We start from the raw sequence: 26,562 nt of genomic DNA on the forward strand, positions 1-26,562 counted from the left end.
CGGGTGAGACCAAGGGCGAGAACCGGGTCACAGCTCGATCGTGATGCGCGGGCATGCCGCCCGGGAGACGCACAGCATCATCGTGCGGTTCGCCTCCTGCTCCTCCGGCGACAGCACGGAGTCGCGGTGCTCGACCTCGCCGTCGATCACGGGCACCTCGCACGTCCCGCATGTTCCGACCCGGCAGCTCGAGGGCACCACGGCGCCGTATTCCTCGACGACGTCGAGGATCGACTTCCCGGGCGGAACCGTCACGGTGAGCCCCGACATCATGAGGTCGACGTCGAACGGCTCGGTCCAGATCGGAGGCCCGAGCACCTTCGCCTCGAACCGCTCGACGTGCAGGCTCCCGCGCGGCCAGGTCGACATCGTGGCATCCAGGGACTCCAGCAGACGGGCGGGGCCGCACGCGTATACGACGGCGCGCGCCACGGGGGTGCCCAGCCGCGCGTCGAGGTCGAGTCGGCGACCCTCGTCCGCGGCGAACACCTCGACGCGGTCGCCGTAGAGGCCGGCGAGCTCGTCGGCGAACGCCATGGTGCGGCGGGAGCGGCCGGCGTAGAGGAGGGTCCACACCGCGCCCGCGGCCTCGGCGGCCTCGATCATCGGCACGATCGGGGTGATCCCGATCCCCCCGGCGACGAAGACGTACGAGCGGCCGGCGGTGGGGGCGAAGAGGAAGTGGTTGGCGGGGCCGCGGACCCGCAGCGCGGTGCCCGGGTGCGCATTCTCGTGGAGCCACACCGAGCCCTCGCGCTCGCGGAGCACACCGATGCGCCACGTGCCGCGCTCGCTCGGCGAACCGCACAGCGAGTACTGACGCTCGACACCGCCGGGCAGCACGACATCGATGTGCGCGCCCGGCGACCAGTGGGGGAGCACACTGCCGGCGCGCTCGAGGTCGAGCACGACGACGCCGTCGGCGGCTTCCCGCCGCTCGCGCACGGTCACCTCGAACGTCAGACCACCGCTCATGTGTCTCCCTCGCCGGGGTCGGGGGCGCCGTGCACCAGTTCCTTCACGATCAACAGCCGGTACGGTGCGCCGCCGGGCGAGTGCCAGCGGTGCGGCGTCCCCGAACGGCAGTACACCGAGTCGCCCACGTCGAGCGTGGTCTCGCCGAAGGGGCCGAGCGAGATCACGATCGATCCCTCCAGCACCGTGAGGAACTCGTCCTCCTCGTGGACGTAGTGGTCGCCGGGCTCGGCGTTCGCGCCGGTGAACTCCATCGGTTCGAAACGGCGCGGACCCTCCGCCAGCATCCGTGCGCTGCCCTCGGCGTACGGACCCACGAGTCCCTCGTCGGCGCGTACGAACGTCGGGTGCGCGCTCTCGTCGGGGCGCGGGGGTTCGGAGGCGGCGATGAGCTCGACGCGGCTGGTGCCCAGCGCGCGTGCCAGCCGCTCGAGGCTCGCCATGCTCGGGCGCGCGAGGCCGCGCTCGAGCTGACTGAGGAAGGGGTGCGACAGCGCCGCCGCCTCGGCCAGCTGCGTCAGCGTGAGTCCACGCGCTTTGCGCAGCCCGCGCAGGTGCGCGCCGAGACGTTCGTCGCCGGTGACGGGATCGTCGGCGGGAATCGCGGGAGCCATGGTGGTCATCGTCCCACCCTCTCGAACAGTCGGGCGGTGATCTCGGTCTCGTCGCCGGTCGTGAGGCATCCATCCTCGACGACGACGCGCCCCGCGGCGACGACCGTGCGCGGACGGCGACCGGGCGAGGCCCACAGCAGCCCCGCGACGCGGTCGGCGACCCCGGCGTCGGCGACGCCCGAGACGTCCCACACGCACAGGTCGGCGGCTGAACCGGGGGACAGCCGTCCGAGCTCGGGGCGTCCCAGCCCATCGGCCGAGCCCGCGGTGGCCATGGCCAGCACGGTGGATGCCGCCAGCTGCGGTCCCACGAGCGCCGAGACCTGCAGGGCCAGACGTGCGTCGGCAAGAAGGTGGCCCGCGTCGTTGCTGCCCCCGCCGCTCGTGCCCAGACCCACCGGGATGCCGGCATCCCGCAGCTTCGCGACGGGCGCGACGCCCCAGCCCATCGGCACGTCGCAGCCCGGAGCGTGCGTGGCGGTCACTCCGGCCGCGGCGACGCGGGCGATCTCGTCGTCGGTGACGCCGCACAGGTGCGCGAGGGTGACATCGGGGGCGAGCCAGCCCCAGTCCTCGAGCAGGTCGAGCGGGCGCCGTCCGTACTTCTGCAGGGCGATCTCGACGTCGACGACCTCGTTCGCCTGCGTGCGACGCCGCAGTCCACGGCGTTCCGCGACCTCCGCGAGCAGCGCGAACGTTTCGCGGGGGTCGCTGTGCACGCCCGCCGGACCCACCGCGACCTGCAGCATTCCGTCGGCGGTGACGCCCCCGGGGCGACCGTCGACCAGCGCGGCGGCGATCGCCTCGGCCGACAGGGCGGCTTCCTGCGGATCGTCCCGCGCGGCGCCGCGCACGAAGGCGAGTCGCGCGCCGAGGGAGGCGGCCGCGTCCGCGGCGGCGCGGGCCATGCCGACCGTGTCGGCTCCGGGGGGCCATGTGAGGTGATGGTCGGCCACGGTCGTGACGCCGCTCAGCAGAGCCTCGGCGAGGCCGGCCCGCGCGGCGATGCCGGTCAGTTCCGGGTCCACTCCGGCTGCCGCGTACGCGCTCGCCATCGCAGGAAGCCATTCGCGCATCGGGATGCCGCGGGTGCCCGGAAGCGTCCGGAACGCAGTCTGCAGCAGGTGGTGGTGCGCGTTGACGAGCCCAGGGGTCACGACGCATCCGCCGGCATCCACGACCGTCGCGCCGGCGGGGGCGGGCGCGTCGACGACCACCCCGTCGATGCTCACGACATCGCCCGTGCGGACCCGGCCTTCGGCTTCGACGACCGCGACCGCGTCGCGGATGACGAGCGCCGTCATCGGGCCATCACCGGCGCCGGGAGCGCGCATCCGGGCGCGGCGCCGGCGTGCAGGGGGCCGTCCGTCGAGCTCAGCGGCAGGGCGCTCGCGCGGCGTCGTGCCGCGACGATCTCGGCGATGACCGACAGTGCCGTCTCTTCGGGTGTCTCCGCACCGAGGTCGAGGCCCAGGGGCGAGTGCAGCCGGCCCAGCTCGGCATCCGTCACCCCCGCCTGCGTGAGCAGCGCGGCGCGTCGCGCGACGGTCGCCCGTGATCCCATGGCGCCGACGAACCCCACCGGGAGCCGTAGCGCGGTGCGGATCGCGGGGACATCGAGGCGTTCGTCGTGCGTCAGGACGCACACCGCGGTGCGCTCGTCCGGGGATTCCAGCGAGGCGAGGTACTCGTGCGGCGTGGCGACGACCAGTTCGGATGCCTCGGGGAATCGGTCGCGCGTCACCAGCAGCGCCCATGCGTCGCACACCGTCACGGCGAATCCCGCGGCCGCGCCCACGCGGCACAGGGCCGCCGCGTGCTCACCCGCCCCGAGGACGACGAGCCGAGGGCGCGACGGTCGGTGAAGCTCCAGCACCGTCCCGTCGGTCAGCTCGAGGTCGATCGCGCTCTCCCGACCCGCCGCGGCCGCCACGAGGGCGTCGCGCACCCGGACGTCGTCGCCGTCGATCGGGTAGGCGACCACCTCGATCGCCCCACCGCACGCGAGTCCGGCGGTGACGATCGCGTCGTCCGGGCCGGTGAAGCCGAAGCTTCCGCGACGGACGTCGCCCGAGCGGAGCGCGTCCAGTCCGAGCATCACGGCGTCCCCCTCGACGCAGCCGCCCGACAGCGAGCCGATGACACGCGCGTCGGACGTCACCGCGAGCGTCGCGCCCACTCCGCGCGGGGCGCTGCGCACGACACGGGTCACCGTGACCGCCGCGACGGGTACCCCGCGTTCGATCAGGGGCAGCAGATCCGCGGCCAGTTCGAGCATGCTGGCGACCGTATCCCCGCCGTGTTTCGCGCACGCTACGCTGTCGTGACCATGCCCTCCGAGACCTCCGCCGACACCGTGGCGGACAGGCCGGCGGGCCTCGTCCTCGCCGCGGGGGCCGGTCGGCGATTCGGTGGCCCCAAAGCCCTCGCCCGCGATTCCCTCGGCGTCCCCTGGGTGGAGAGGGCCGTGCGGGCGCTGCGCGAAGGCGGGTGCGACCCGGTCGTCGTCGTCCTGGGCGCCGCGGCCGACTCCGCGGGGCGCCTCGTCCCCGCGGGGACGACCGTCGTGCACGCCGAGGCGTGGGCCGAGGGGGTGTCGGCGTCTCTGCGCGCGGGGCTGGCGGCCGTGGCATCCACCGCCGCTCCCGCGGTCGTCGTGGTGCCGGTCGACACTCCCGACCTGCCCGCCGCGGCCGTCGCGCGTCTCGCGGGCCGCGCGGGCGCCGGGGCGCTGGCGTTCGCGGCGTATGCCGGCGAGCCCGGGCATCCGGTCGTGATCGGGCGCGATCACTGGAACGCCCTCTCCGCGGAGATCCGGGGCGACGTGGGGGCGCGCCCCTACCTCCGCGCCCAGGGTGCCGAGGCGGTCGAGTGCGGCGATCTGTGGTCGGGTGCTGACCGCGACGTGCGCTGATCCGCCCTCGGATCCCGGTGTCGTTATGTGTTCGTTGCATTCTGCGCGCGCCGGGACCCTGGACAAATCCTGACGGCGGGGGATATGTTCACGGAGCCGTCATAATTACGACGACACCAGGAAGCCGGGACGAGGACGTACCCGATCCGACGCCGGGGTGGGCGCCGGGTGCGACCCTCGGGGGTCCCTGCAGTTCAGAGAGGAACGCAGATCACAATGCTGAAGAAAATCCTGACCGGAGCGGCCGTCGCCGCTCTCGCCGTCACCCTCGGAGCGTGCAGCTCCACGCGACCCGCCGACGGCGGCGACGCCGGTGGCAGCGCCGAGTGCAACGTCGGTATCGCGATGCCGACCCGCAGCCTCGAGCGCTGGATCAACGACGGCGAGCAGCTCCAGAAGAAGCTCGCCGACGCCGGCTGCACCGTCGACCTGCAGTACGCCGACAACAAGACCGACCAGCAGATCAGCCAGATCCAGAACCAGATCTCCGGCGGCGCGAAGATCCTCGTGATCGCCGCCATCGACGGCTCGACGCTCGGCCCGGTGCTGCAGGAGGCCAAGGCCCAGAACGCCACGGTCATCGCCTACGACCGCCTCATCAACGGCAGCGAGAACGTCGACTACTACGCCACGTTCGACAACTACAAGGTGGGCACCCTCCAGGGCCAGTTCATCGAGGAGCAGCTGGGCCTCGCGGACGGTGCGGGTCCCTTCAACCTCGAGCCGTTCGCCGGCAGCCCCGACGACAACAACGCGAAGTTCTTCTTCGCCGGCGCCTGGGACCTGCTCCAGCCGTACGTCGAGAAGGGCCAGCTCGTCGTCCCCAGTGGCAAGGCGCCCGCCAACGACGACGCGTGGGCGAGCATCGGCATCCAGGGCTGGGCGTCCGACAAGGCCCAGGCCGAGATGGACAACCGCCTGTCCTCGTTCTACGGCGACGGCAAGAAGGTCAACGTCGTCCTGTCGCCCAACGACAGTCTCGCCATCGGTATCGAGGCATCCCTGAAGTCGGCCGGCTACACCGCCGGCGCCGACTACCCGATCATCACCGGTCAGGATGCCGACAAGGCCAACGTCAAGGCGATCCTCGAGGGTCTGCAGGCCATGACGGTCTGGAAGGACACCCGCGCGCTCGGTGACCGCGTCTTCACGATGATCGAGGAGATCCGCAACGGTGAGGAGGTCGAGGTCAACGACACCGAGACCTACGACAACGGCAAGAAGGTCGTCCCGTCGTACCTGCTGACGCCCGAGGTGGTCGTCAAGGACGACGTGCAGTCCAAGCTCATCGACTCGGGCTTCCTCAAGGCCTCCGACGTCGGGCTCTGATCCATTCTGCGGCGGGGCGGGTTCGCCCGCCCCGCCGCTTCCTCCGTCGCCCCACGGCGACGGAGCTACCTGTCGCCCGGCGCGGCGACGGAGGGAGACACCATGACCGAACCGATCCTGCGCATGTCGGGGATCTCCAAGTCGTTCAACGGCGTCCCGGCCCTCGCCGACGTCTCGATCGACGTGCACCGGGGCGAGGTGCACGCGATCTGCGGCGAGAACGGCGCGGGCAAGTCGACGCTGATGAAGGTGCTGAGCGGGGTGTACCCGGCGGGCAGCTTCGCGGGCACGATCACCCTCGAGGGGGAGCCGGTGGCCTTCCGCTCGATCAACGACAGCGAGGCCGCCGGCATCGTCATCATCCATCAGGAGCTGGCCCTCAGCCCCTACCTCTCGATCGCCGAGAACATCTTCCTCGGCAACGAGAAGGCCACCCGCGGGGTCATCGACTGGAACGCCACCAACACCGCGGCCGCCGAACTGCTCAAGCGCGTGGGGCTCCGTGAGAACCCCGCGACCAAGATCTACGAGCTCGGCGTCGGCAAGCAGCAGCTCGTCGAGATCGCCAAGGCCCTGGCCAAGGAGGTCAAGCTCCTCATCCTCGACGAGCCCACCGCCGCCCTCAACGACGACGACTCCGCGCACCTGCTCGACCTCATCGATCAACTGCGCGACCAGGGGATCACCTGCATCATCATCAGCCACAAGCTGAAGGAGGTGCTGCGCATCGCCGACCGCATCACGATCATCCGCGACGGCCGGACGATCGAGACGATGCGGCGCGACGACCCCGACACCGACGAGGGCCGCATCATCCGCGCGATGGTCGGCCGCGACCTCAACAGCCTGTTCCCGCCGCGCGAGCCCGACATCGGCGAGGAGCTGTTCCGCGTCGAGCACTGGACGGTGCACCACCCCGTGGACACCGAGCGCGTGGTCATCGACGACGCCTCCTTCTCGGTGCGCGCGGGCGAGATCGTCGGCTTCGCCGGGCTCATGGGCGCCGGTCGCACCGAGCTCGCCATGAGCATCTTCGGTCGCATGTACGGCACCGGGATCTCGGGCGAGGTCTACAAGAACGGCCAGCCGATCGATGTGCGCACCGTGGATGCCGCCATCAAGAACGGCATCGCGTACGCCACCGAGGACCGCAAGAAGTACGGTCTCAACCTCATCGGCGACATCCAGGTCAACGTCTCGGCCTCCGCCCTCGCCCGCCTCGCGCGCCTCGGCGTCGTCGACCGGTACCGCGAGTACAAGGTCGCCGACTCGTACCGCTACAAGATGAACATCAAGGCGCCCAGCGTCGCCGCGATCACCGGACGCCTCTCCGGCGGGAACCAGCAGAAGGTCGTCCTGTCGAAGTGGATGTTCACCGGACCCGACGTGCTGATCCTCGACGAGCCCACCCGCGGCATCGACGTCGGGGCGAAGTACGAGATCTACGGCATCATCAACGAACTCGCGGCCCAGGGGAAGGCCGTCATCGTCATCTCGTCGGAGCTGCCCGAGGTCATCGGCCTCTCCGACCGCATCTACACCATCTCCGAGGGGCGCATCACGGCCGAGGTCAGCCGTGCGGATGCCACGCAGGAGACGCTCATGCGGCACATGACCGCCGGAAGGAACTGACAGCAATGGCCACCGCATCCACTCAGACGGTCGACGCGCCGACGCAACCCGGCCCGCGCCGACGCGGCCTGCTCGCCCGCATCAACTTCCGGCAGTTCGGCATCCTCGCCGCGCTGGTCATCATCATCGTGCTGTTCCAGGTGCTCACCGGCGGGCGCCTGCTGCTGCCGGGGAACGTCAACAACCTCATCCAGCAGAACGCCTACGTGCTGATCCTCGCGATCGGCATGGTCATGGTCATCATCGCCGGGCACATCGACCTCTCGGTCGGGTCGGTGGTGGCCATGGTGGGCGCGATCGCGGCCATCGCGATGAACCAGTGGGGCATGCCCTGGTACGTCGCGGTCGTCCTCTCGCTCATCGTCGGCGCCGTGGTCGGCGCCTGGCAGGGATTCTGGGTGGCCTTCGTCGGGATACCCGCGTTCATCGTGACCCTGGCCGGCATGCTCCTCTTCCGCGGTCTCACTCTCGTGCTGCTCACCGGCGGCACGATCAGCGGTCTGCCCGACGGCTTCACGGCGATCGGCGCGGGCTGGCTCCCGCCCGTGCTCGGCTACGTCGGGAACTGGGACAGCCTCACCCTCGTGCTCGGTGCCGTCGCGAGCGTCCTCCTCATCGTCCAGCAGCTCCGCACCCGGGCGACGCTGCGCCGTCTCGAGCTGCCGCGTGAGGTCGCGTGGTCGTTCTGGCTGAAGAACGTGATCGCGGTCGTGGCGATCATGGCCGTCGCGTTCACCATCGCCGCCTACAACGGCACGCCCATCGTGCTGATCATCCTCGCGGTGCTCGTGCTCGCCTACACGTTCGTCCTCAACCGCACGACGTTCGGTCGCCACATCTACGCGATGGGCGGCAACCTGTTCGCCGCCGTCATGAGCGGTGTGAAGACGAAGTGGGTCAACTTCTTCATCTTCGTGAACATGGGTGTTCTCGCGGGTCTCGCCGCGGTGGTCAGCACCGCGCGCGCCGGCGGCGCCGTGGCATCCGCCGGTCAGAACTACGAACTGGATGCCATCGCGGCGGTGTTCATCGGTGGTGCCGCCGTGCAGGGCGGTATCGGCACCGTTGTGGGGGCCGTCGTCGGTGGCCTCGTGATGGGCGTGCTCAACATGGGTCTGTCCATCCTCAGCGTCGATGCGGCCTGGCAGATGGCGATCAAGGGCATCGTGCTGCTCCTGGCCGTCGCGTTCGACATCTTCAACAAGCGACGCAACGGCGGTGCCTGATCGGATGGGGAGCACGACCGATCGCCGTGCTCCCCATCCGTCCGGCCGCGATGGGATGATGGGAGAGGTGCTCCCCTCATGACCCCTGCCGTGTTCGAGCCCGCGACGCCGCTCGCACCACCCGCCGGTCGTACGACCAACGACCTCATCCGGCAGCAGAACCTCGCGTCCGTGCTCTCGTTGCTCCACCTGCGGGGAGCGCTCTCACGGGCGCAGCTCGGGGCCACGATCGGCCTGAACCGGTCGACCGTGACCGGCCTGGTGATGGAACTGACCGAGCTGGGGCTCGTCCGTGAGGTCGCCGCCGGTGAGCGCACCGGCAAGGTCGGCCGCCCCACGCTCGACATCGAGCCCGAGGACCACGTCTCCGCGCTGAGCGTCCGGGCGGAGCCCCACGCGGTCACCGTCGCCCTGGTCGGGCTCGGCGGAGTCGTCCACGCGCGACTGCGCCACGACACCGCGAGCGCCCCCTCTCCCCGGCGCTTCGTGCAGATCGTCGCGTCGTCGGTCGAGGCGATGCGCGCCGACATCGACCGGCACTACCGGGTGATCGGTGCGGGCCTCGCCGTGCCGGGGCTCGTGAACGCCAACGGTTCCGTGCTGGTGTCGCCAACCCTCGGGTGGCGGCGCGATCCGGTGGCCGCGCGGCTGAGCGACGAGCTCGGCATCCCCGTCTCCGCCGGCAACGACGCGAGCATCGGTGCCCTCGCCGAGTCGCGCTTCGGTGTGGGGGTCGGCGTGTCGAACCTGCTGTACCTCGGCGGCGCGATGCACAGCATCGGCGGCGGGCTCATCATCGACGGCACGCTGCTGCGCGGGACCTCGGGGTACGCCGGCGAGCTCGGGCACACGGTCGTCGATCCGCGCGGGCGCGCGTGCGTGTGCGGGCGGAAGGGATGCCTGGAGGCGGAGGTGCGGCTCGACCTGCTGGAGCCGCTGCTGGGTCGCCGCAAGCTCGACGAAGACGAGCTCGACGTCGAGCTCGGCGTCGCCCGGGATCCGCGGGTGATGGCGGAGGTCACGCGCCAGGTCGAGGTGCTCTCGCTCGCCCTGACGAACTTCGTCAACGCGTTCAGCCCCGAGACCGTGGTGCTGTCCGGTTACCTCGGTGCCCTGCTGTCGGTGAGCCGTGAGCGCCTGGCCGAGGCGGTGCGCGTGCATCCGCTGGGGGCGGAGGGCCGCACGATCCGGCTGGAGCGCGCGCACCTGCGTTCGCGCCTGATGCTCATCGGTCCGGCCGAACTCGCCTTCGCCGACCTGCTGGCCAACCCCGCGGGCTTCCGCGGTTGACGCCGGTCGACCGTCGCCCGGTCCGACCTGTTTCTGTTCACGGCGGGTTCATTGCGTTTTTCGGCCCGCTGCCCTACGTTCTCCCCAGCAGACGCACGTTCGGGGGAACGGGTGCGCACCACTGCTGATCTCAGGGGAACGATCAATGGTCGCGTCGTCGCGCTCGGTTCGTGTGGGGTTTCTCGGCGTCGTCGCCGTCCTCTTGCTGGCGGTCGCGGGGGTGATGCTCGCCGCGACCCCACCTGCGCATGCGGAGGATGCCGGCGTCACGGTCACCGGGACGCCCGTCGTCGGCAGCACCCTGACCGTCGCTCCCGGCGCATGGGGCGGCGCACCGGTGGGCCTGAGCTATCAATGGCGGCGTAACGGACAGCCCATTCCCGGGGCCACGGGGACGTCGTACACGCTGACGGCCGACGACGCCGGCAAGGCGATCACCGCGGTGGTGACGGGGACGCGGGAGTCCACCGCCATCACCGTCGGTGCGGCCTTCACGACCGTTCCGGTCCCGACCGTGACGGGAACGCTGCAGAGCGGCAAGACGCTGACGGCCGTGACGGGGACGTGGGCACCGGTCCCCGATGCCTTCGCGTATCAGTGGTCGATCGACGGCACGGCCGTCTCCGGGGCGACCAAGGCGGTCTTCACCCTGCGCACCTCCGACGCCGGCAAGAAGGTCACCGTGACCGTGACCGGCACCAAGGCGGGCTACACCAGCGCCTCGGCGACGAGCACAGCGCTGACCGTCCTTCGCCCGTTCACGACGGCGCCGCTGCCGACGATCACCGGAACCCCGACGTCGGGGAACACGCTCACCGCGGACCCCGGATCGTGGTTGCCCACCGCGCAGGTGACGTACCAGTGGTTCCGTGGATCGACGGCGATCACAGGAGCGACCGCCAAGACCTACGTGGTCGTGGATGCCGACCGCGGTCAGAGCATCACCGTACGCACCACGGGGAGCGCGTCGGGCTACATCACGACGACGAAGGCGAGTGCGGCGACGATGATTCTGAACACCTTCACCGCCGCACCGGTGCCGACGGTCTCGGGTACCCTCCAGACCGCGCAGACGCTGACGGCGGCAACGGGCACCTGGACTCCGACGCCGGATTCGTTCACGTACCAGTGGGCGGTCGACGGGACGCCGGTCGCCGGGGCCACGTCCGCGCGGTTCGTCATCCCATCGACGGCGGCGGGCAAGAAGGTGACGGTGACCGTCACCGGAATGAAGACGGGCTACGCCTCCGCTTCGGCGACGAGCGTGGCATCCACGGTCCTCATCCCATTCACGACGGCCCCGACTCCCTCGGTGAGTGGAACGCCCGAGCCCGGCAGCAGGCTCACCGCGACCGCCGGGACCTGGCAGCCGACGGCGACCCTGAAGTACCAGTGGTACCGCGGGGCGACGGCGATCAGCGGGGCCACCACGACGACCTACACGGTAGCCGACGGCGACCGGGGCCAGACTCTCACCGTCCGGGTCACCGGCACGCGCACCGGCTACATCACGAAGGCGGTGTCCAGCGCCGGTGTGACCGTGCCGCTGCTGTTCACGTCCGCTCCGACCCCCTCCCTCGTGGGCACGGCCCAGGTCGGCCAGGCGGTCACGGTCGATCCCGGCACGTGGGCGCCGGTCCCCACGAGCTACACCTACCAGTGGCTCATCGGCGGCGCCCCGATCGCGGGTGCGACGGGGAGCAGCTACACCCCCGTTGCCGGCGACGGCGGGAAGAGTCTCTCGGTGGCGGTCACCGCCGTGAAGAACGGGTACACGAGCAAGACGGTGACGAGCGCGGCGGCTCCCGTGCTGAAGTTGCTGACGGCGACTCCGACGCCGAAGATCTCCGGAACGCCCCTGGTTGGACAGAGACTGACCGCGGTCGCAGGTACATGGGCACCGTCACCGGTGGCCCTCGCCTACCAGTGGCTGCGCGATGGAACCGCCATTACGGGCGCGACCTCCTCGGCCTACACCACGGTCGCGGCAGACAAGGGCAAGACCCTCACCGTGCGCGTCACCGGTTCGCAGGCGGGGTACGTCACGGCCGTGGCGACGAGCCTCGGACAGCGCGTGTGGCAGCTCAAGCCGGTGTCGGGAGATCTCGCCGCCAGTACGACGTGGTCGAGCGCGGCGGGCGATCTGTATGTGGTCGACGGAGGCCTCACGGTGCCGGCGGGCAAGACACTGACGATCGCCGGAGGCACCGTCGTGAAGTCGACGTACGGAGGGATCGACGTGTACGGCGCGCTGATCGTGAACGGCACGTCTGCCGCCGCCGTCAGCTTCACCTCCACCCAGGATGACGCCGTCGGCGGCGACACCAACGGCGACAAGACGGCCACCAAAGCCGCCCCCTCAGACTGGAATGGGATCTCCGTCAACGCGGACGCCGCGATCACCATCAAGGAGGCGCGGATCGCCTACGCCGCCACCGGTATATCGGCGCACGACGCGAAGCCACTGACGGTCGCCAACGTGCGCATCGACAACAGCCAGTGGGACGCCGCTTCCGTCGACGGCGCGACCATCGACGTCTCGAACTGGACCGGTGTCACCGGGAGCGGCAATGGGCTCAACGGCATCCGGTTGAACAGTGGCAGCATCGTCGGCACGCTCCCCGCCAACCCGAGCTTTCCGTGGGTGTTGGGCGATACAGCGGCGGTCGCCCGAGACAAGGCCCTGACAGTTGCCGCGGGCGCCGTCGTCAAGTCATATATGGCAGGGTTCGACGTGTATGGCAGCCTGACCGTGGCGGGCACGCCTGCATCCCCCGTCGTGATGACCTCCCTCACCGACGACACCGTCGGCGGTGACACCAACGGCGATAAGACGGCCACGAAGGGCGCCCCCTGGGACTGGGGCGGGCTCGGCATCAAGTCGACTAGCACATTTACCGCAGCGTCCTTGAGGGTCGCTTACGCGGCGACGGGCATCCAGGTGCTGACGCCGCAGAAGCTCGAACTCACCGATGTGCAGATCGACGGCAGCTATTGGGATGCGCTCTCCATCGGAGCGGGACCGTTGGACGCTGTGACCCTCACCCGTATCACCGGCTCGGGGAACGGGACGAACGGCATCCGACTGAGCGGCGAGATATCGGGCACCGTGAAGCCCTCCGCCGGGCTCGCGTACGTCTTCGATGGTGTGTCCGTGCCCGCGAAGAAATCCCTCACGCTCGCGGCGGGAACCGTCGGGAAGGTGACCGGCTCGTGGATCGATGTCTACGGCTCGCTCGTCATCGCCGGAACCAGCGACGCACCCGTGCGGCTCACGGCCTGGAGCGACGACTCGATCGGCGGCGACACCAACGGCGACGGGCCATCCACGGGCAGCCCCTACGCATGGCAAGGCATATACGTGCAGGAGAACGCATCGCTGACGGCCGCCGGCATGACGTCGGCATTCGCCGCGACAGGAATCTACAGCGGCAATGCAAAGACTCTGAGTGTCACGGCTTCCACGATCAGCGACACCTACTATCAGGGGATCTTCGCCAGCGTCGGCCAGACCGCTGTCAACCAGGGCACCCGCACTGTGTCGATCACCGGCAACACCATCACGCGGGCCGGCGAGCAAGGCATCCACGTGGACGTCACCAACGCCGCGTTCACGGGTTCGCCCCAGCCTGTCCCGGTCGTGACGGGCAACACCGTCACCGGCGCGGCGGGCAACGCGATCGAGGTCACGGGTCCGCTCGACCCGAGCAAGCTCAGCGGCAACACGGGATCCGGGAACGGCGGTGTCGCGGGCAACGCGGTCGCCATCAACGGCGAGTTGTCGGCGACAGCGACGCTCGGTTCGTTCGGGACGGCCTTCCCGCTCGTCCTGAACAACTGGTTCACGATCCCGAAGGGGCTGACGCTCACCCTGTCCGCCGGGACGGCCATCAAGGTCGCGGACGGCGGCGGGATCAGCGTGCAGGGCAAGCTCATCGGGAAGGGGACGACGGCATCCCCCGTCATCCTCACCTCGATCAACGATGACACCGTCCTCGGCGACACCAACAACAACAGCACGTCGACCAAACCCGCGGCCGGGGAGTGGCAGGGGGTGTACCTCGAGCCCGGATCGTCGTACACGTCCGGCGTACTGTCGATCCGGTACGCGGGGAGCCCGACGCCCTGGGACCAGCGGTGACGGGGATCGACGGGCGGCGTTCACCGTCCCGTTGATCCACCCGGCTACCTTTCCTCCGGCGTCCGCTGACCGTGCGGCGCTGGGGGAAGGTCCACGTGGAAGCCGACGTCGATCGCGATCGCTCGTGGTCCTCGATGCTCGCCGTCGTCGCGGCGGTGCTGTTCGTCGGTGTCGGCATCGCGCTCATCGCGTCCGCGCACGTCGCGGGAAGCGAGCGACCCGCGCAGGAGCGCATCGCCGCGGTCGCTCCGGAGGAGGCATCGGATGCCGTGCCCGCGGGGAACACGTCGACGGTCCCGCTCCCCGGTGGCCCCCGCGCGTCGCTCGTCGCCGCCGACCCGGCGTGGACCGGCCGCACGGCGTTTGCCACGGGCATCCCGGAGCGCGCCCTCCGCGCGTACGCCTCGGCCGCTCTGACCCTGAAGGCCGAGCAGCCGGCGTGCGGGCTCGGCTGGAACACCCTGGCGGGCATCGGGGCGATCGAGTCCGCGCACGGCACGCACTCCGGTGGGCGCCTCGACGACGCCGGGCATCCGCAGCCCGCGATCCGCGGCATCCCCCTGGACGGCAGTGCGAGCGCGGCGATCTCCGACACGGACGGCGGAGTCTGGGACGGGGATGCCGTGTGGGACCGCGCCGTGGGTCCTTTGCAGTTCATCCCGTCGACGTGGCAGAAGTGGGGAGCCGACGGCGACGGAGACGGCGTGGCCGACCCGAACCAGATCGATGACGCCGCGCTCGCGGCCGGCCGCTACCTGTGCGCCGCCGGCGAGATGACGAGCGCTTCCGGCTGGCGGCGGGCGGTCTTCTCGTACAACCACCTCGACAGCTACGTCGACGACGTCGCCGCCACGGCCGACGCGTATGCCGCGCGCGTCGCGGGCTGAGCGCGGCTCAGCTGCGCAGCACCACGTTCTCGGGCTCCTCGCCCGCGAGGAGATGGTCGATCTGGCGACGGACGAGCCGCGCGATGCGCGGCCGCATGGCGTCGGTCGCGCCACCGACGTGCGGGGCGATGAGCACCCCGTCGAGCGACCACAGCGGATGGTCGGCGGGCAGCGGCTCCGGGTCGGTGACGTCCAGGGCCGCGCGCAGCCGTCCGCGCCGGACGTGGTCGACGAGAGCGTCGGTGTCGACGACGGGACCGCGACCGACGTTCACGACCAGGGCGCCGTCGGGCAGGGCGGACAGGGCGGCGTCGTCGAGGAGGTGCTGCGTCTTCTCGCCACCCGGCAGTGACGTGATCAGCACGTCGGTCTCGGCGAGCACGTCGTACAGCTCGCCGAGGGGGAGCACCTCGACGTCGTCCTGCAGCCGACCGTGCGACGCGACGGCGCGCAGCTCCACCTCGAACGGCTTCAGGCGTGCCGCGATCGCTCGGCCGACGCCGCCGAAACCGAGCAGCGTCACGCGCGCGTCGGCGAGCCCCGGCATCCACCGTCCCTTCCACTCGGCGCGGTCCTGCGCGCGCACGAAGTCGGGCAGCGCCCGCTGAGCCGCCAGAGCCAGGGCGACGGCGAGCTCGGCGGTGGCCGTCTCGTGCACGCTCGTGGCGTTGGCGAACACCAGGCCCGCGGGGAGACGCCCCTCGACGTTGTCGTACCCGATGGACTGGCCCTGCACCAGCCGCGTGGTCACCTCGGACAGCCGCGCGATGACACCGTCCATCGACATGTACGGCGGCACCACGATGTCGATGTGGGGGCGGGGCGCGGCATCCGTCATGTCCCAGACGAGCACTTCCGCGCCCTCGGGGACCGGCTGCAGATCGTCGCGGAGCTGCGCGGTGGGCACGGACACGATCAGCGAGGAAGTCACCCGATCCACGCTACCCGCGCGGTCCCGGGGGCGGGCCGCCCGCCTCAGCCGGCGACGTCCGCGGGCACCGGCCGCCGACCGATGTGCACGCCGACCGGGACGTCGTACGCGAGGTACTCCGTCAGCAGGGCGTCCGCGTCGCGGGCGAACAGCCGCCGCGACAGCGCCGCGGCGAGCTTGGTGGCACCGCCGACGAGACCGGGGATCTGATGGCTCAGCATGCCCTGGCTGATCCGCGCGCCGTGGTTGAACAGGTGGATGCGCGACAACGCTGACCCGTCGGGCGCGCTGCGGCTGACGAGCCCGAAGTCGTCGTCGAGGTAGGGGAAGGACGCCAGTCCCGGGTTCTCGGCGACCTGGGCCGGGGTGAGGCGGTCGCTCCACACGGCGGCATCCGACGCCACCGCCGCCAGCTCGGGACGTCGCGACAGATCCGCCACGATCCCCGTCGCGGCGATGACGACGTCGTAGCGATGGATGCCGAGCGGCGTCGTCACGACGATGTCGGTGCCGTCCCACTCGACGGATCGCCACGGCGACGAGGTGAGGAACCGGAAGCCGTCGAAGGCGTGGGCGCGCCAGATCGCGTTCTGCGTCGCGGGCTGGTCGACCGCGGACAGGTGCACGTTGAACGCCCACTTCTGCGCGTCGGTGAAGGAGCCGTAGTTCTCGATGAGCCCGGCGAACTCCATCCACCGGTAAGGGCTGACCTGTGGCATCGCCGGCCGTCGCATGTGAACGTCGACGGATGCCGCGCCGTGCTCGAGCGCGGTCGCGGCGTTGTCGAAGGCCCCCGTCCCCGCGCCGAGGATGCCGATGCGCTTCCCGGCGAGGGCGGCGAAGTCGATCGCGTCGTGGGTGTGGTGCACCCGGTCCTGCGGCAGCCCGGCCAGCAGCTCGGGGATGTGCCTGCCGCCCGCGCCCTCGATCCCGGTCGCGAGCACGACGTGGCGTGCCTCCAGCACCCACGACCCGTCGGGCCCTTCCAGCCGCAGTCGTAGCGGGCCCTCGACACTCGTCGGGGTGATGGCGGCGACCGTCGTGGAGCCGACCACGTCGATCCGTGCGACCGCGCGATACCACTGCAGGAACCCCTGCCAGGCGACGGTGGGGAAGAACTCGATGTCGTGCCACGCGGCTTCGCCGTAGACCGCCTCGAACCACGCGCGGGGGCTCGCCGCCGGAACGCCCCACGTCGGCCAGGCGATGTCCTTCGGCGTGCGCAGCGTGTGCATGCGCGCGTAGGTCGACCACGGCCCGGTCGCATCGGCCGGGGCGGCGTCGAGCACCACGACGTCGTCGATGCCCCGCCGGCGCAGCCCGCGGGCGAGGACGAGCCCGGCCTGCCCGCCCCCGACGATGACGACGGGGTGCTCACCGTTGCGCTCGCGCACCCAGGACCGGCCGTCGCCGGCGCTCACCGCCTCCTGGTGCGCGGCCTCGCGCTCGAGGGCGGCGAGCCGTGTCGTGGCATCGGGGAGCGGGTCGAGCATGCTCACTCGGCGTCGACGACGACGCGCACGCCGTAGGCGTCGTCGAGCCGGAAGTTGTGGTGGTCGGTGACGTTCGTGTCGTCGAGCTCGAGGTTCACGAAGTCCATGCTCGGGTCGGCGAAGAACGGGCCGGCGTGCCACGTGCCCTTGAGCATGGTGATGGCCGTGCGCGGCGGGATGCGGAACGCGCGCAGGTCGTCCAGGCCCGGCTCGTCGATGCCCGCCGGTGCGACGGCGATCGTCCACTCGACGTCGCCGACGGCCATGAGGGTCTGCGTGGTCTCCAGGTGTCGGGTCACACGGGTGAACTCGGGCGTCTTGTCTTCGAGTGACATCAGGTAGAAGCGCGGGATGCCGCCGGAGACGTCGAGCACGGCCTCCTCGGACGTGAAGGGTGTGCCGTCGGCCATCGGTGTGAGGATGACGCCGAAGGGCGAGAACGCCTCGGGGCTGACGGTCTCTGCGGTCAGGGTGTGGAGGGGAAGCGGCTCGGTCATAGCCCGAGACTATCCCTGTCAGACAAGTTGTAGCGACACTTGTCTGACATGTTCACGCCCTCGTTACGACTCCGAAACGCCCCGGTCGTGCCGCACGCGTCGGATGAGGGCGTTCCGCAGCCCGGAGGGCGCCGACACCTGCACCTCACGCGACCAGTACCCGACGTCGTCGCCGGTCCCGTAGCCGCAGTACGTCATCTCGACCACCGGGACGCCCGGCGCCGTCGACAGCAACGCCGCGCGCTCGGCGTCCAGGGCCACCGCGTCGACCCACATCGTCTCCCACGCGACCCGGATGCCGTTGGCCTCCTCCGCCAGGTCGAACACCGGTCGGCGTGGGTCCAGGTCCGCCTCGCGGGCGAGGGGCACGAGGTCTTCGGCGAGGGCGTAGGGCACGCCGTCGACGCGCCACACCTTGACCGTGCGGAGCACCCGGGTGCCGTCGGGGAGATCGTCGAACCGTTCGGGGTCGTCGGCCTCGAGCACGCGAACCCCCGATGCCACGAGCTCGAGCAGAGGCTCGTACCCGGCCGAGCGGATCGACAGGGAGTGGTCGAACTGCTCGTCGATCCGACGCCCGACGTCCGGCAGACGCCGGTTGGGAGTCGTGCGGGTGCCCTGCGTGCGGTGCACGTACCCGCGTTCCTCGAGTCGGACGAGAGCCTCCCGCACCGAGGCCCTGCTGGCCCCGGTCAGCTCCGCGAGCCGCGGCTCGGACGGCAACGTGTCGAGGTCGCCGCTCCACAGCGCGAGGATCCTGTCGATGACGGCATCCTGGTCTGTCGTGCGCATGGCCCCTCGTTCGCGTCGGTTCGGTCACTCGTCCGGACGCTGCAGCACCTCGACGGCGTCCTCCCGGCTCGATACCCCCAGCTTGCCGTAGATCGACCGCACCTGTGATTTGACGGTGTTCAGCGAGACGTTCCGCGCCCGTGCGATCTCGGGCAGGCCGAGGCTCGAGGTGAGCAGGTGCGCGAGTTCGCGCTCGGTCGCGGTGAGGACGGCGAGAGCGTCGGTGGCCGTGGAGCGGGCGGCGATGCCGGGGAGCACCTGGCGCATCATCGCGATGGTCGGGATCAGTTCGGGGTTGTGCGCGGACACCAGGTCGAGAAGCCGCTCGGTGTCAGCGAGCGGGATCATCAGGAACGGGGTGACCGAGCCGCCCGTGCGCTGGATGAGGAGGATCGCCGACTCCATGCTCTGGACCGCGCGCTTCTCGCTCCCCAGTCGGAGGAACGCGACGGCGCGCCGCGTCAGCAGCGGCGTCAGCGTGCGCAGACAGTGCTCGTCGTGGAGGGCGACACAGGCGTTCGTGCTCTCGATGACCTCCCGCTCGCGGCCCATCTGCAGCAGCGTCGCCGCGCGCTGCATCGGGAAGCAGACGGCGTGTCCCGGATGGGTCGTCGCGTTCGAGAGCACGGCGAGCGCCTCGTCGAACTCGCCCTGCGTGGTCAGCATGTCGGCATGGAGGCCGAGGAGGAGGTCCCGCACGATGCGGAAGCTGCGGCTGCGCCCCGAGCCGTGCAGCATCTCCCACGTCTTGGCCAGGCCCTCGGCGATGTCGCGCTCAATGAACAGCGTCGTCACTCGGATCATGCCGGCGCTGAAGCTCCAGTACGGGTCGCCGGGCTGCGCGTGCTCGAGCTCGTCGGCGATCGCCCGCATGCGCGTGGTGTCCGCGCGGCTGACCGCGACCAGGCCGTCGCCCAGCAGGAGGCAGTGGGAGATGTCGCCCGTCTCCCAGCCCTGCGAGCGGAAGAGCCGGTGAGCCTCGTCGATCGCCTGGGCGGCGGCGGGATACTCGGCGTTGAGGCCCAGATTCAGTGCCTGGACGCTCAGCGCGCGATACCGCTGCTCCGGCGTCTCGGCGAACAACAGAGCCTCGGACGCGTAGTGTCCGCCGACCTGCGGCCAGCCGACCGCCGCGCAGTACTCGGCGACGCTGGCGAACAAGCCGGACCTGGCCGCACCGGAGAGGGAGGCCGGACGGGTGAGGCGCCCGGAGTCGAAGTACCGCGAGACCAGATCCATCCCCTCGCCGAGGGCATCGTTGCGGGCGCGGGCGACGAGCATCGCCGACAGGAGCATCGCGCGCGTGTCGGTCCATACCAGGGGTGTGCGTCCCGGTTCGGCTTCGGCCAGGAGCGACAGATGCCGCGCCAGCGGCTGGCCGTGACCGGGTTCGAGTCGCACGGACGTGTGGGCGGCTGCGGCGCGCAGTGCGGCGCTCGGTGCGATGGAACCATCGGAATCGCTCATGTGACCTCCGCGACACGAGCGCGACCGCGCGCGTGGGAGCGGGCGCGGTCGCGTCGTGGAATGACAGGCACCCAGGACGGGCGGTCGGACGCGGATTCGGGTTCGCGATCGGCCGCGGGAACGTCGCCCCCCTCGGACTCGTCCCCACAGCGAGACTATGTCACTCGGGGACGATCCGCCCTCGTCCCGCCCCACGGGGTGAACTCCCGCGCGGCGCGGGCGTGTGGCCTGCCGGTAGGGGCTAAGCGGCGGCGGAGACCACGGCGGAGATCGCGGAGGTGAAGAAGCCCAGGCCGTCCACCCCCGAGCGCATCGCGGCCGCGGTGCCGGGCCCGAAGCCGGGCTCGACGGCGTGCTCGGGGTGCGGCATGAGGCCGACGACGTTCCCGCGCTCGTTGGTGAGGCCGGCGATGTCGTCGAGCGAGCCGTTGGGGTTCACGCCCAGGTACCGGAACGCGACGAGGCCCTCGCCGTTGACGCGGGCCAGAGTCTCGGCATCCGCGATGTATCCGCCGTCGGCGTTCTTCAGCGGGATGACGATCTCGTCGCCCTCGCCGAAGGCGTTGGTCCAGGCGGTCGAGGCGTTCTCGACGCGCAGACGCTGATCGCGACGGATGAACTGCTGGTGGGCGTTGCGGATCAGACCGCCGGGCAGCAGATGCGCCTCGACGAGCATCTGGAAGCCGTTGCAGATCCCGAGGATCGGTACACCCTTCGCGGCGGCATCCTTCACCTCGGACATGATCGGCGCGAACGCGGCGATGGCGCCCGCGCGCAGGTAGTCGCCGTAGCTGAAGCCGCCGGGAAGGACGAGGGCGTCCACGCCCTTCAGGTCGTGCTCTCCGTGCCAGAGGGCCACGGGCTCGCCGCCGGCGAGGCGGATGGCGCGCTGCGCGTCGCGGTCGTCGAGCGAACCGGGGAAGGTGATGACCCCGATGCGAGCGGTCACTCCACGACCTCGATGTTCACGACGTCCTCGATGACCGCGTTGGAGAGCATCTCGTCGGCCAGTTCACGAGCGCGCGCCAGCGTGGCCTCGTCGACGTCGCCCTCGACGGTGAGCTCGAACCGCTTGCCGATGCGGACGTCCGAGAAGCGGTTCTCGCCCAGCCGCGACAGGGCTCCGGCGACCGCCTTTCCCTGCGGGTCGAGAAGCTCGGCCTTGGGCATGACGTCGACGACGATGGTGGGCATTCCAGCTCCAGGTGTCGGAAGGGCAGTGGATGCCATTCTACGGGGCCATCCTCTCGGGCATCCCACGCTCCCCGTCGCGCGGTGCGCGCCGAGCCGCACGACCCGAAAGGCGCCGTGGAAGCGCTCTCTTGACACTTTGGGAGCGATCCCATAGCCTCGGTCGCGATCGGTGAGAGCGCTCCCACGGTTCAGAGGTCGGGGAAGCGCCGTGCACAGGAGCACACCGAGTCGCCCACCACGAAGGAGTGTCCAGTGAAATCACGCGCCCTGCGTCGCGCCGCGGTCGTCGCGGCCGTCGCCTCCACCTCCGCCCTCGTTCTCGCCGGGTGCTCCGGCGGAGGGGGCTCCGCTTCGGGCGACGGGGAGGTCACCCTCACCATCGCCACGTTCAACGACTTCGGCTACACGGACGCGCTCCTTCAGGAGTACATGGACGCGCACCCGAACGTGAAGATCGTCCACAACAAGGCCGCGACCAGCAACGAGGCCCGCGAGAACTACTTCCAGAAGCTCGGCAAGACCGGCCTCGCCGACATCGAAGCCATCGAGGTCGACTGGCTGCCCGAGGTCATGGAGTACGCCGACCTGCTCGCGCCCGTGCCGGAGGACCTGAAGAGCCGCTGGCTGGACTACAAGGTCGAGGCCGCCACGAGCCCCGAGGGCAACCTCGTCGGCTACGGCACCGACATCGGCCCCGAGGGTGTCTGCTACCGCTCCGACCTGTTCGCTGCGGCGGGCCTGCCCACCGACCGCGCGGAGGTCGCCTCGCTCCTCCAGGGCGACTGGTCGACCTACTTCGAGGTCGGCGACCAGTACGTCGCCGCGACCGGCAAGGCGTTCTTCGACTCCGCCGGCGGCACCTATCAGGGCGCGATCAACCAGGTCGAGGCCGCGTACGAGGACCCCGACACCGGTGAGATCACCGCCACCAGCAACCCCGAGGTGAAGAAGATCTACGACGAGGTCCTCGCGGCCAGCGCGACGCAGTCGGCACACCTCGGCCAGTGGTCGGACGACTGGTTCGCGGGGCTGTCGAACGGCGCCTTCGCCACGATGCTCTGCCCCGGCTGGATGCTCGGCGTCATCGAGGGCAACGCCCCCGAGGTCACGGGCTGGGACATCGCCAACGTCTTCCCCGGCGGCGCCGGCAACTGGGGCGGGTCGTACCTGACCGTCCCCGCCAACGGAGCGAACGTCGAGGCCGCCCAGGAGCTCGCCGACTGGCTCACCGACCCCGAGACGCAGGTCAAGGCGTTCGAGAACGCCGGCACCTTCCCGAGCCAGACCGAGGCCCTCGAGGCCGACGCCCTGCTCAGCAGCACCAACGCCTACTTCAACGACGCACCGGTCGGCGAGATGCTGTCCGAGCGCGCGCAGGCGGTCGAGGTGTCGCCGTACAAGGGGAAGTTCTACTTCCAGATCAATGACGCCATGCAGAAGGCCCTCACGCGTGTCGAAGACGGCACGCAGGATGCCGCCAGCTCGTGGCAGCAGTGGGCGACCGAGGTCGACGCCCTGTCCTGACCCGCGCGATCGGATGCCAGGGGCTGCGGCTTCGGCCCCTGGCATCCGTCGCCCGTCCCCCTGGAGGAGACAGAACGTGACCAGCACACTCGAACGACCCGCCCGGGCAGCGACGCCCGGTGCGCGTGACCGCCAGCCCCGGCGCGTCGGCTTCGGCAAGCGCCGCAGCGCGTGGGACCTGAAGCTCTCGCCCTACCTCTACATCTCGCCGTTCTTCATCCTGTTCGCGATCACGGGCCTGTTCCCGATCGCGTACACCGCGGTCATCTCGTTCATGGACTGGGACCTGGTGCGCAACTCGGGGGAGTTCATCGGGTTCGACCAGTACGCCTGGGTGCTCAGCCAGCCGAAGTTCTGGATCGCGCTGCGCAACACCTTCAGCATCTTCCTGCTCTCCAGCGTCCCGCAGCTGATCCTGGCGATCTTCATCGCGGCGATGCTCGACCAGAACATCCGCGCCAAGACGTTCTGGCGGATGAGCGTTCTGATCCCCTACGTCATGGCGCCCGTGGCCGTGGCCCTCATCTTCAGCAACATGTTCGGCGACCAGTACGGCGTCGTGAACACCACGCTGCAGAACCTGGGCCTGCCGGCCGTGCCCTGGCACTCCGACGCCTTCGCCAGCCACATCGCGATCGCGACGATGGTGAACTTCCGCTGGACCGGGTACAACACCCTCATCCTGCTCGCGGCGATGCAGGCCGTGCCCCGGGAGTACTACGAGGCCGCGACCGTCGACGGCGCCGGCAAGGTGCGGCAGTTCTTCTCGATCACGCTGCCGAGCCTCAAGCCGACCCTGATCTTCGTCATCATCACCTCGACGATCGGCGGCCTGCAGATCTTCGACGAGCCGCGCATGTACGACCAGTACGGCACCGGCGGCGCCGACAACCAGTGGCTCACCGTCACGCTCTGGCTCTACAACGTCGGCTGGGGCGAGTGGAACTTCGGGCGGGCAGCGGCGCTCGCGTGGATCCTGTTCCTCATCATCCTCGCCATCGGCGTCGTCAACCTGTTCATCACCCGTTCGCTCGTGCGCGACGAGGGCCGCCGCGATGCGCGTTCCCGCCGGGAGGTCCGGGCCCAGGCGCGTGCCGCCAAGAAGCAGATCCAGCAGCGAGAGGAGGCGGGCCGATGAGTTCCGTCAACGCCGTCCCCGTGTCGCTCGTCGACCCCGAGCTCCCCGCCAAGCCCCGCCGCCGCCCGCGCCCGGTGCGCGGATCCCGTCCGGGCTGGTTCGTCTACGCGGCGCTGGGCGCCGTGCTGCTGGCCAGCGTGTTCCCCTTCTACTGGTCGCTGCTGATCGGCTCGGGCGACTCGTCGACGATCCGTGACGCGAACCGGTCGTGGATCCCGGGCGGCAACTTCTTCGCCAACGCCGCCGCCGTCATCGGCGACCCCGCGGTCAACTTCTGGCCCGCGCTGCTGAACTCCATCATCAGCTCGGGGCTGATCGCGGCATCCGTCGTCTTCTTCTCCACGCTCGCCGGCTGGGCGTTCGCGAAGCTGAGGTTCCGCGGCGGTCCCTGGCTGCTGGTGTTCGTCGTGGCGACGATGGCCGTGCCGACGCAGCTCGGCGTCGTGCCGCTGTACATCCTGTTCAGCGAGCTCGGCTGGACCGGTCAGCTCGGTGCGATCATCATCCCGGCGCTGACCAGCGCGTTCGGCGTGTTCTGGATGACGCAGTACCTGCGTCAGGCGGCGCCCGACGAGCTCATCGAGGCCGCGCGCGTCGACGGTGCCAGCTCGTTCCGCACGTTCCTCACGGTGGGGGTGCCGGCGGCCCGCCCGGCCGCGGCGATGCTCGCCCTGTTCACGTTCGTCAGCGCGTGGAACAACTTCTTCTGGCCGTTCATCGTGCTCGACCGCCAGAACCCGACGCTGCCGGTGGCGCTCTCGCTGCTGCAGTCCAACTACTTCGTCGACTACTCCATTGTCCTCGCGGGCGTGCTGCTGTCGACGATCCCGCTGCTGCTGTTGTTCGTCTTCGCGGGCAAGCAACTGGTCAGTGGCATCATGCAAGGGGCGGTCAAGGGATGACGCTTGCGCCCGCGGAAGGAACCCGATCCATGTCGCACACCCGAGCCTTTCCCGAGGGCTTCCTCTTCGGCGCCGCCACGGCGGCGTACCAGATCGAAGGGGCGGCGTTCGAGGACGGTCGCACCGCCTCCATCTGGGACGCCTTCAGTCGCGTCCCCGACGCGGTGATCAACGCCGACAACGGCGACGTCGCGTGCGACCACTACCACCGCTACGGCGGCGACGTGCAGCTCATGAAGCGTCTCGGTCTGCAGACGTACCGTTTCTCGACCTCGTGGTCGCGCGTGCGTCCGGACGGTGGAGCGCTCAACCCGAAGGGCGTCGACTTCTACAAGCGTCTCGTCGACGAGCTCCTGGATGCCGGCATCCTGCCGTGGCTGACGCTCTACCACTGGGACCTCCCGCAGGCGCTGCAGGACGGCGGCGGCTGGGCTGTCCGCGAGACCAGCGACCTGTTCACCGAGTACGCGCTCGATATGCACGATGCCCTCGGCGATCGCGTGAACGTGTGGACGACGCTCAACGAGCCATGGTGCTCGTCGTTCCTCAGCTACACCGCCGGCGCCCATGCCCCCGGCCACTACTCGCAGGCCGAGGGCATGCTCGCCGCCCACCATCTGCTGCTCGGACACGGTCAGACCGTGCGCGAGCTGCGCGCCCGCGACGCCTCGCTCAACCTGGGGCTGACGCTGAACCTGACGGTGGCGGACGCCGTCGACCCGGCCAACCCCGCCGACCTCGACGCGGCGCGGCGCATCGACGGCCAGTTCAACCGCTGGTTCCTCGACCCGGTGTTCCGGGGCAGCTACCCGGCCGACATCATCCAGGACTTCCGGAACGTGGATGCCGAGGCCGTACGCCGCTGGCAGGACGCCGTGCAGCCCGGCGACCTCGACGTCATCTCGACCCCGATCGACACGTTGGGCGTGAACTACTACCACGGCGAGTTCGTCGGCGGCACCCCGCCGGTGGTCAACCCGCCCGCGGGCGACGCCCCCACCGTGCGGGCCATCGCCTCGCCGTTCCCGGCGCACGAGAGCCTGTACTGGCACGACCGCGGCCTCCCCCGGACGACGATGGGGTGGGAGGTGCAGCCCGACGGCCTCACACGCCTCCTCGAGCGTGTCAGCGACGAGTACTCGGCCGAGCGCGGCGTCGCCCTCTACGTCACCGAGAACGGTGCCGCCTACGACGACGTCCCGGTCGTGGAGGACGGCGAGACACGCATCCACGACGTCGAGCGCGTGGAGTTCGTGGAGGCGCATCTCGCCGCCATCCTGGATGCCGTCGACAAGGGCATCGACGTGCGCGGGTACTTCTACTGGTCGCTGCTGGACAACTTCGAGTGGGCCTGGGGCTACGAGAAGCGGTTCGGCATCGTCCACGTCGACTATGCGACGCAGGAACGTTCCGTGAAGGACTCGGGTCTGGCGTACGCCCGGGTCATTGCGGAGCGGGCGCTGGCGGTGCCCGCGACGGTGATCCCCGCGTGACGTCGATCCCCGGGGAGCGCTGATCCGCTCGGCGCATCACCCGACCGCGCCGAGCGGGATCCGCGTGACGTCGGAGGAGTACGCTCGCAACGTCGCCGGGAGTGATCCGGCGCACCGTCGCGT

General features: G+C 70.4%; 22 protein-coding genes. 11 read left to right on the forward strand and 11 right to left on the reverse strand.

Translation table 11 applies throughout. From position 1 onward, the window contains the following. Positions 1-27: 27 nt before the first annotated feature. From LL239_RS03805 to LL239_RS03820, 4 genes are read right to left on the reverse strand one after another with little or no spacing between them, the layout of a single operon-like run. On the reverse strand, positions 28-975 hold the full coding sequence (locus tag LL239_RS03805; RefSeq protein ID WP_228162118.1) for a PDR/VanB family oxidoreductase: 948 nt from the start codon (positions 973-975) through the stop codon (positions 28-30). Then, the gene (locus tag LL239_RS03810) at positions 972-1,598 is read right to left on the reverse strand and encodes a helix-turn-helix domain-containing protein (protein ID WP_228162119.1); all 627 of its coding nucleotides are present in this window, start codon (positions 1,596-1,598) and stop codon (positions 972-974) included. Before LL239_RS03810 ends, LL239_RS03805 begins: the two co-directional genes overlap by 4 nt. Continuing rightward, positions 1,595-2,893, reverse strand: a complete 1,299-nt coding sequence (locus LL239_RS03815; RefSeq protein WP_228162120.1) for an amidohydrolase family protein — start codon at positions 2,891-2,893, stop codon at positions 1,595-1,597. Before LL239_RS03815 ends, LL239_RS03810 begins: the two co-directional genes overlap by 4 nt. Then, on the reverse strand, positions 2,890-3,867 hold the full coding sequence (locus tag LL239_RS03820; RefSeq protein WP_228162121.1) for an XdhC family protein: 978 nt from the start codon (positions 3,865-3,867) through the stop codon (positions 2,890-2,892). The genes LL239_RS03815 and LL239_RS03820 overlap by 4 nt, the downstream gene beginning before the upstream one ends. A 51-nt stretch (positions 3,868-3,918) precedes the next feature. On the opposite strand from LL239_RS03820, the gene LL239_RS03825 reads away from it, so the two are divergent. The 7 genes from LL239_RS03825 to LL239_RS03855 all read left to right on the forward strand — a co-directional run bounded on the left by LL239_RS03825 (position 3,919) and on the right by LL239_RS03855 (position 15,008). Then, positions 3,919-4,503 carry a nucleotidyltransferase family protein gene (locus tag LL239_RS03825; protein WP_228162122.1) on the forward strand — a complete coding sequence of 195 codons (585 nt, stop codon included), beginning with the start codon at positions 3,919-3,921 and terminating at the stop codon, positions 4,501-4,503. Between the two features lie 216 nt (positions 4,504-4,719). Next, positions 4,720-5,832: a multiple monosaccharide ABC transporter substrate-binding protein gene (gene chvE, locus LL239_RS03830; protein ID WP_228162123.1), complete on the forward strand. Its 1,113-nt coding sequence runs from the start codon at positions 4,720-4,722 to the stop codon at positions 5,830-5,832. Positions 5,833-5,934: 102 nt separating this feature from the next. Then, positions 5,935-7,464 carry a multiple monosaccharide ABC transporter ATP-binding protein gene (gene mmsA, locus LL239_RS03835; protein WP_228162124.1) on the forward strand — a complete coding sequence of 510 codons (1,530 nt, stop codon included), beginning with the start codon at positions 5,935-5,937 and terminating at the stop codon, positions 7,462-7,464. A 5-nt stretch (positions 7,465-7,469) separates the two neighbouring features. After that, complete coding sequence (gene mmsB / locus LL239_RS03840; protein WP_228162125.1) at positions 7,470-8,690, forward strand: multiple monosaccharide ABC transporter permease; 1,221 nt, start codon at positions 7,470-7,472, stop codon at positions 8,688-8,690. Between the two features lie 78 nt (positions 8,691-8,768). Next, positions 8,769-9,980: an ROK family protein gene (locus tag LL239_RS03845; RefSeq protein ID WP_228162126.1), complete on the forward strand. Its 1,212-nt coding sequence runs from the start codon at positions 8,769-8,771 to the stop codon at positions 9,978-9,980. Positions 9,981-10,125: 145 nt separating this feature from the next. Next, positions 10,126-14,121, forward strand: a complete 3,996-nt coding sequence (locus LL239_RS03850; RefSeq protein WP_228162127.1) for a beta strand repeat-containing protein — start codon at positions 10,126-10,128, stop codon at positions 14,119-14,121. 95 nt (positions 14,122-14,216) lie between these two features. Further along, positions 14,217-15,008, forward strand: coding sequence for a lytic transglycosylase domain-containing protein (locus tag LL239_RS03855; RefSeq protein WP_228162128.1), 792 nt, complete (start codon positions 14,217-14,219; stop codon positions 15,006-15,008). Positions 15,009-15,015: 7 nt separating this feature from the next. Here LL239_RS03855 and LL239_RS03860 read toward each other — a convergent pair whose 3' ends face one another. From LL239_RS03860 to purS, 7 genes are all read right to left on the reverse strand, one after another. Beyond that, complete coding sequence (locus LL239_RS03860; RefSeq protein WP_228162129.1) at positions 15,016-15,939, reverse strand: NAD(P)-dependent oxidoreductase; 924 nt, start codon at positions 15,937-15,939, stop codon at positions 15,016-15,018. Positions 15,940-15,983: 44 nt separating this feature from the next. After that, positions 15,984-17,432, reverse strand: a complete 1,449-nt coding sequence (locus tag LL239_RS03865) for an FAD-dependent oxidoreductase (RefSeq protein WP_228162130.1) — start codon at positions 17,430-17,432, stop codon at positions 15,984-15,986. A gap of 2 nt (positions 17,433-17,434) precedes the next feature. After that, on the reverse strand, positions 17,435-17,929 hold the full coding sequence (locus LL239_RS03870; protein WP_228162131.1) for an ureidoglycolate lyase: 495 nt from the start codon (positions 17,927-17,929) through the stop codon (positions 17,435-17,437). A gap of 63 nt (positions 17,930-17,992) precedes the next feature. Continuing rightward, a complete protein-coding gene (locus LL239_RS03875; RefSeq protein ID WP_228162132.1) occupies positions 17,993-18,721 on the reverse strand; it encodes a GntR family transcriptional regulator in 729 nt (242 codons plus the stop codon). 24 nt (positions 18,722-18,745) lie between these two features. Continuing rightward, on the reverse strand, positions 18,746-20,188 hold the full coding sequence (locus LL239_RS03880) for a response regulator transcription factor (RefSeq protein WP_228162133.1): 1,443 nt from the start codon (positions 20,186-20,188) through the stop codon (positions 18,746-18,748). A 241-nt stretch (positions 20,189-20,429) separates the two neighbouring features. After that, positions 20,430-21,137, reverse strand: a complete 708-nt coding sequence (purQ, locus tag LL239_RS03885; protein ID WP_228162134.1) for a phosphoribosylformylglycinamidine synthase subunit PurQ — start codon at positions 21,135-21,137, stop codon at positions 20,430-20,432. Continuing rightward, entirely contained in the window at positions 21,134-21,382 is a 249-nt protein-coding gene (gene purS, locus LL239_RS03890; RefSeq protein ID WP_228162135.1) for a phosphoribosylformylglycinamidine synthase subunit PurS, read from the reverse strand. The genes purQ and purS overlap by 4 nt, the downstream gene beginning before the upstream one ends. A gap of 252 nt (positions 21,383-21,634) precedes the next feature. Between purS and LL239_RS03895 the strand changes: the two genes are divergently transcribed. The 4 genes from LL239_RS03895 (at position 21,635) to LL239_RS03910 (ending at position 26,439) form a co-directional block, all read left to right on the forward strand. Next, positions 21,635-22,906, forward strand: a complete 1,272-nt coding sequence (locus LL239_RS03895; RefSeq protein ID WP_228162136.1) for an ABC transporter substrate-binding protein — start codon at positions 21,635-21,637, stop codon at positions 22,904-22,906. A gap of 76 nt (positions 22,907-22,982) precedes the next feature. Beyond that, positions 22,983-24,044 (forward strand): carbohydrate ABC transporter permease, encoded by a 1,062-nt coding sequence (locus tag LL239_RS03900; protein WP_228162137.1) that lies wholly within the window; start codon positions 22,983-22,985, stop codon positions 24,042-24,044. Next, on the forward strand, positions 24,041-24,946 hold the full coding sequence (locus tag LL239_RS03905; RefSeq protein ID WP_228162138.1) for a carbohydrate ABC transporter permease: 906 nt from the start codon (positions 24,041-24,043) through the stop codon (positions 24,944-24,946). Before LL239_RS03900 ends, LL239_RS03905 begins: the two co-directional genes overlap by 4 nt. A 29-nt stretch (positions 24,947-24,975) precedes the next feature. Continuing rightward, the gene (locus tag LL239_RS03910; RefSeq protein WP_228162139.1) at positions 24,976-26,439 is read left to right on the forward strand and encodes a GH1 family beta-glucosidase; all 1,464 of its coding nucleotides are present in this window, start codon (positions 24,976-24,978) and stop codon (positions 26,437-26,439) included. Positions 26,440-26,562: the final 123 nt, after the last annotated feature.

The organism is Microbacterium testaceum, assembly GCF_020781835.1.
Taxonomy (GTDB): Bacteria; Actinomycetota; Actinomycetes; order Actinomycetales; family Microbacteriaceae; genus Microbacterium; species Microbacterium testaceum_H.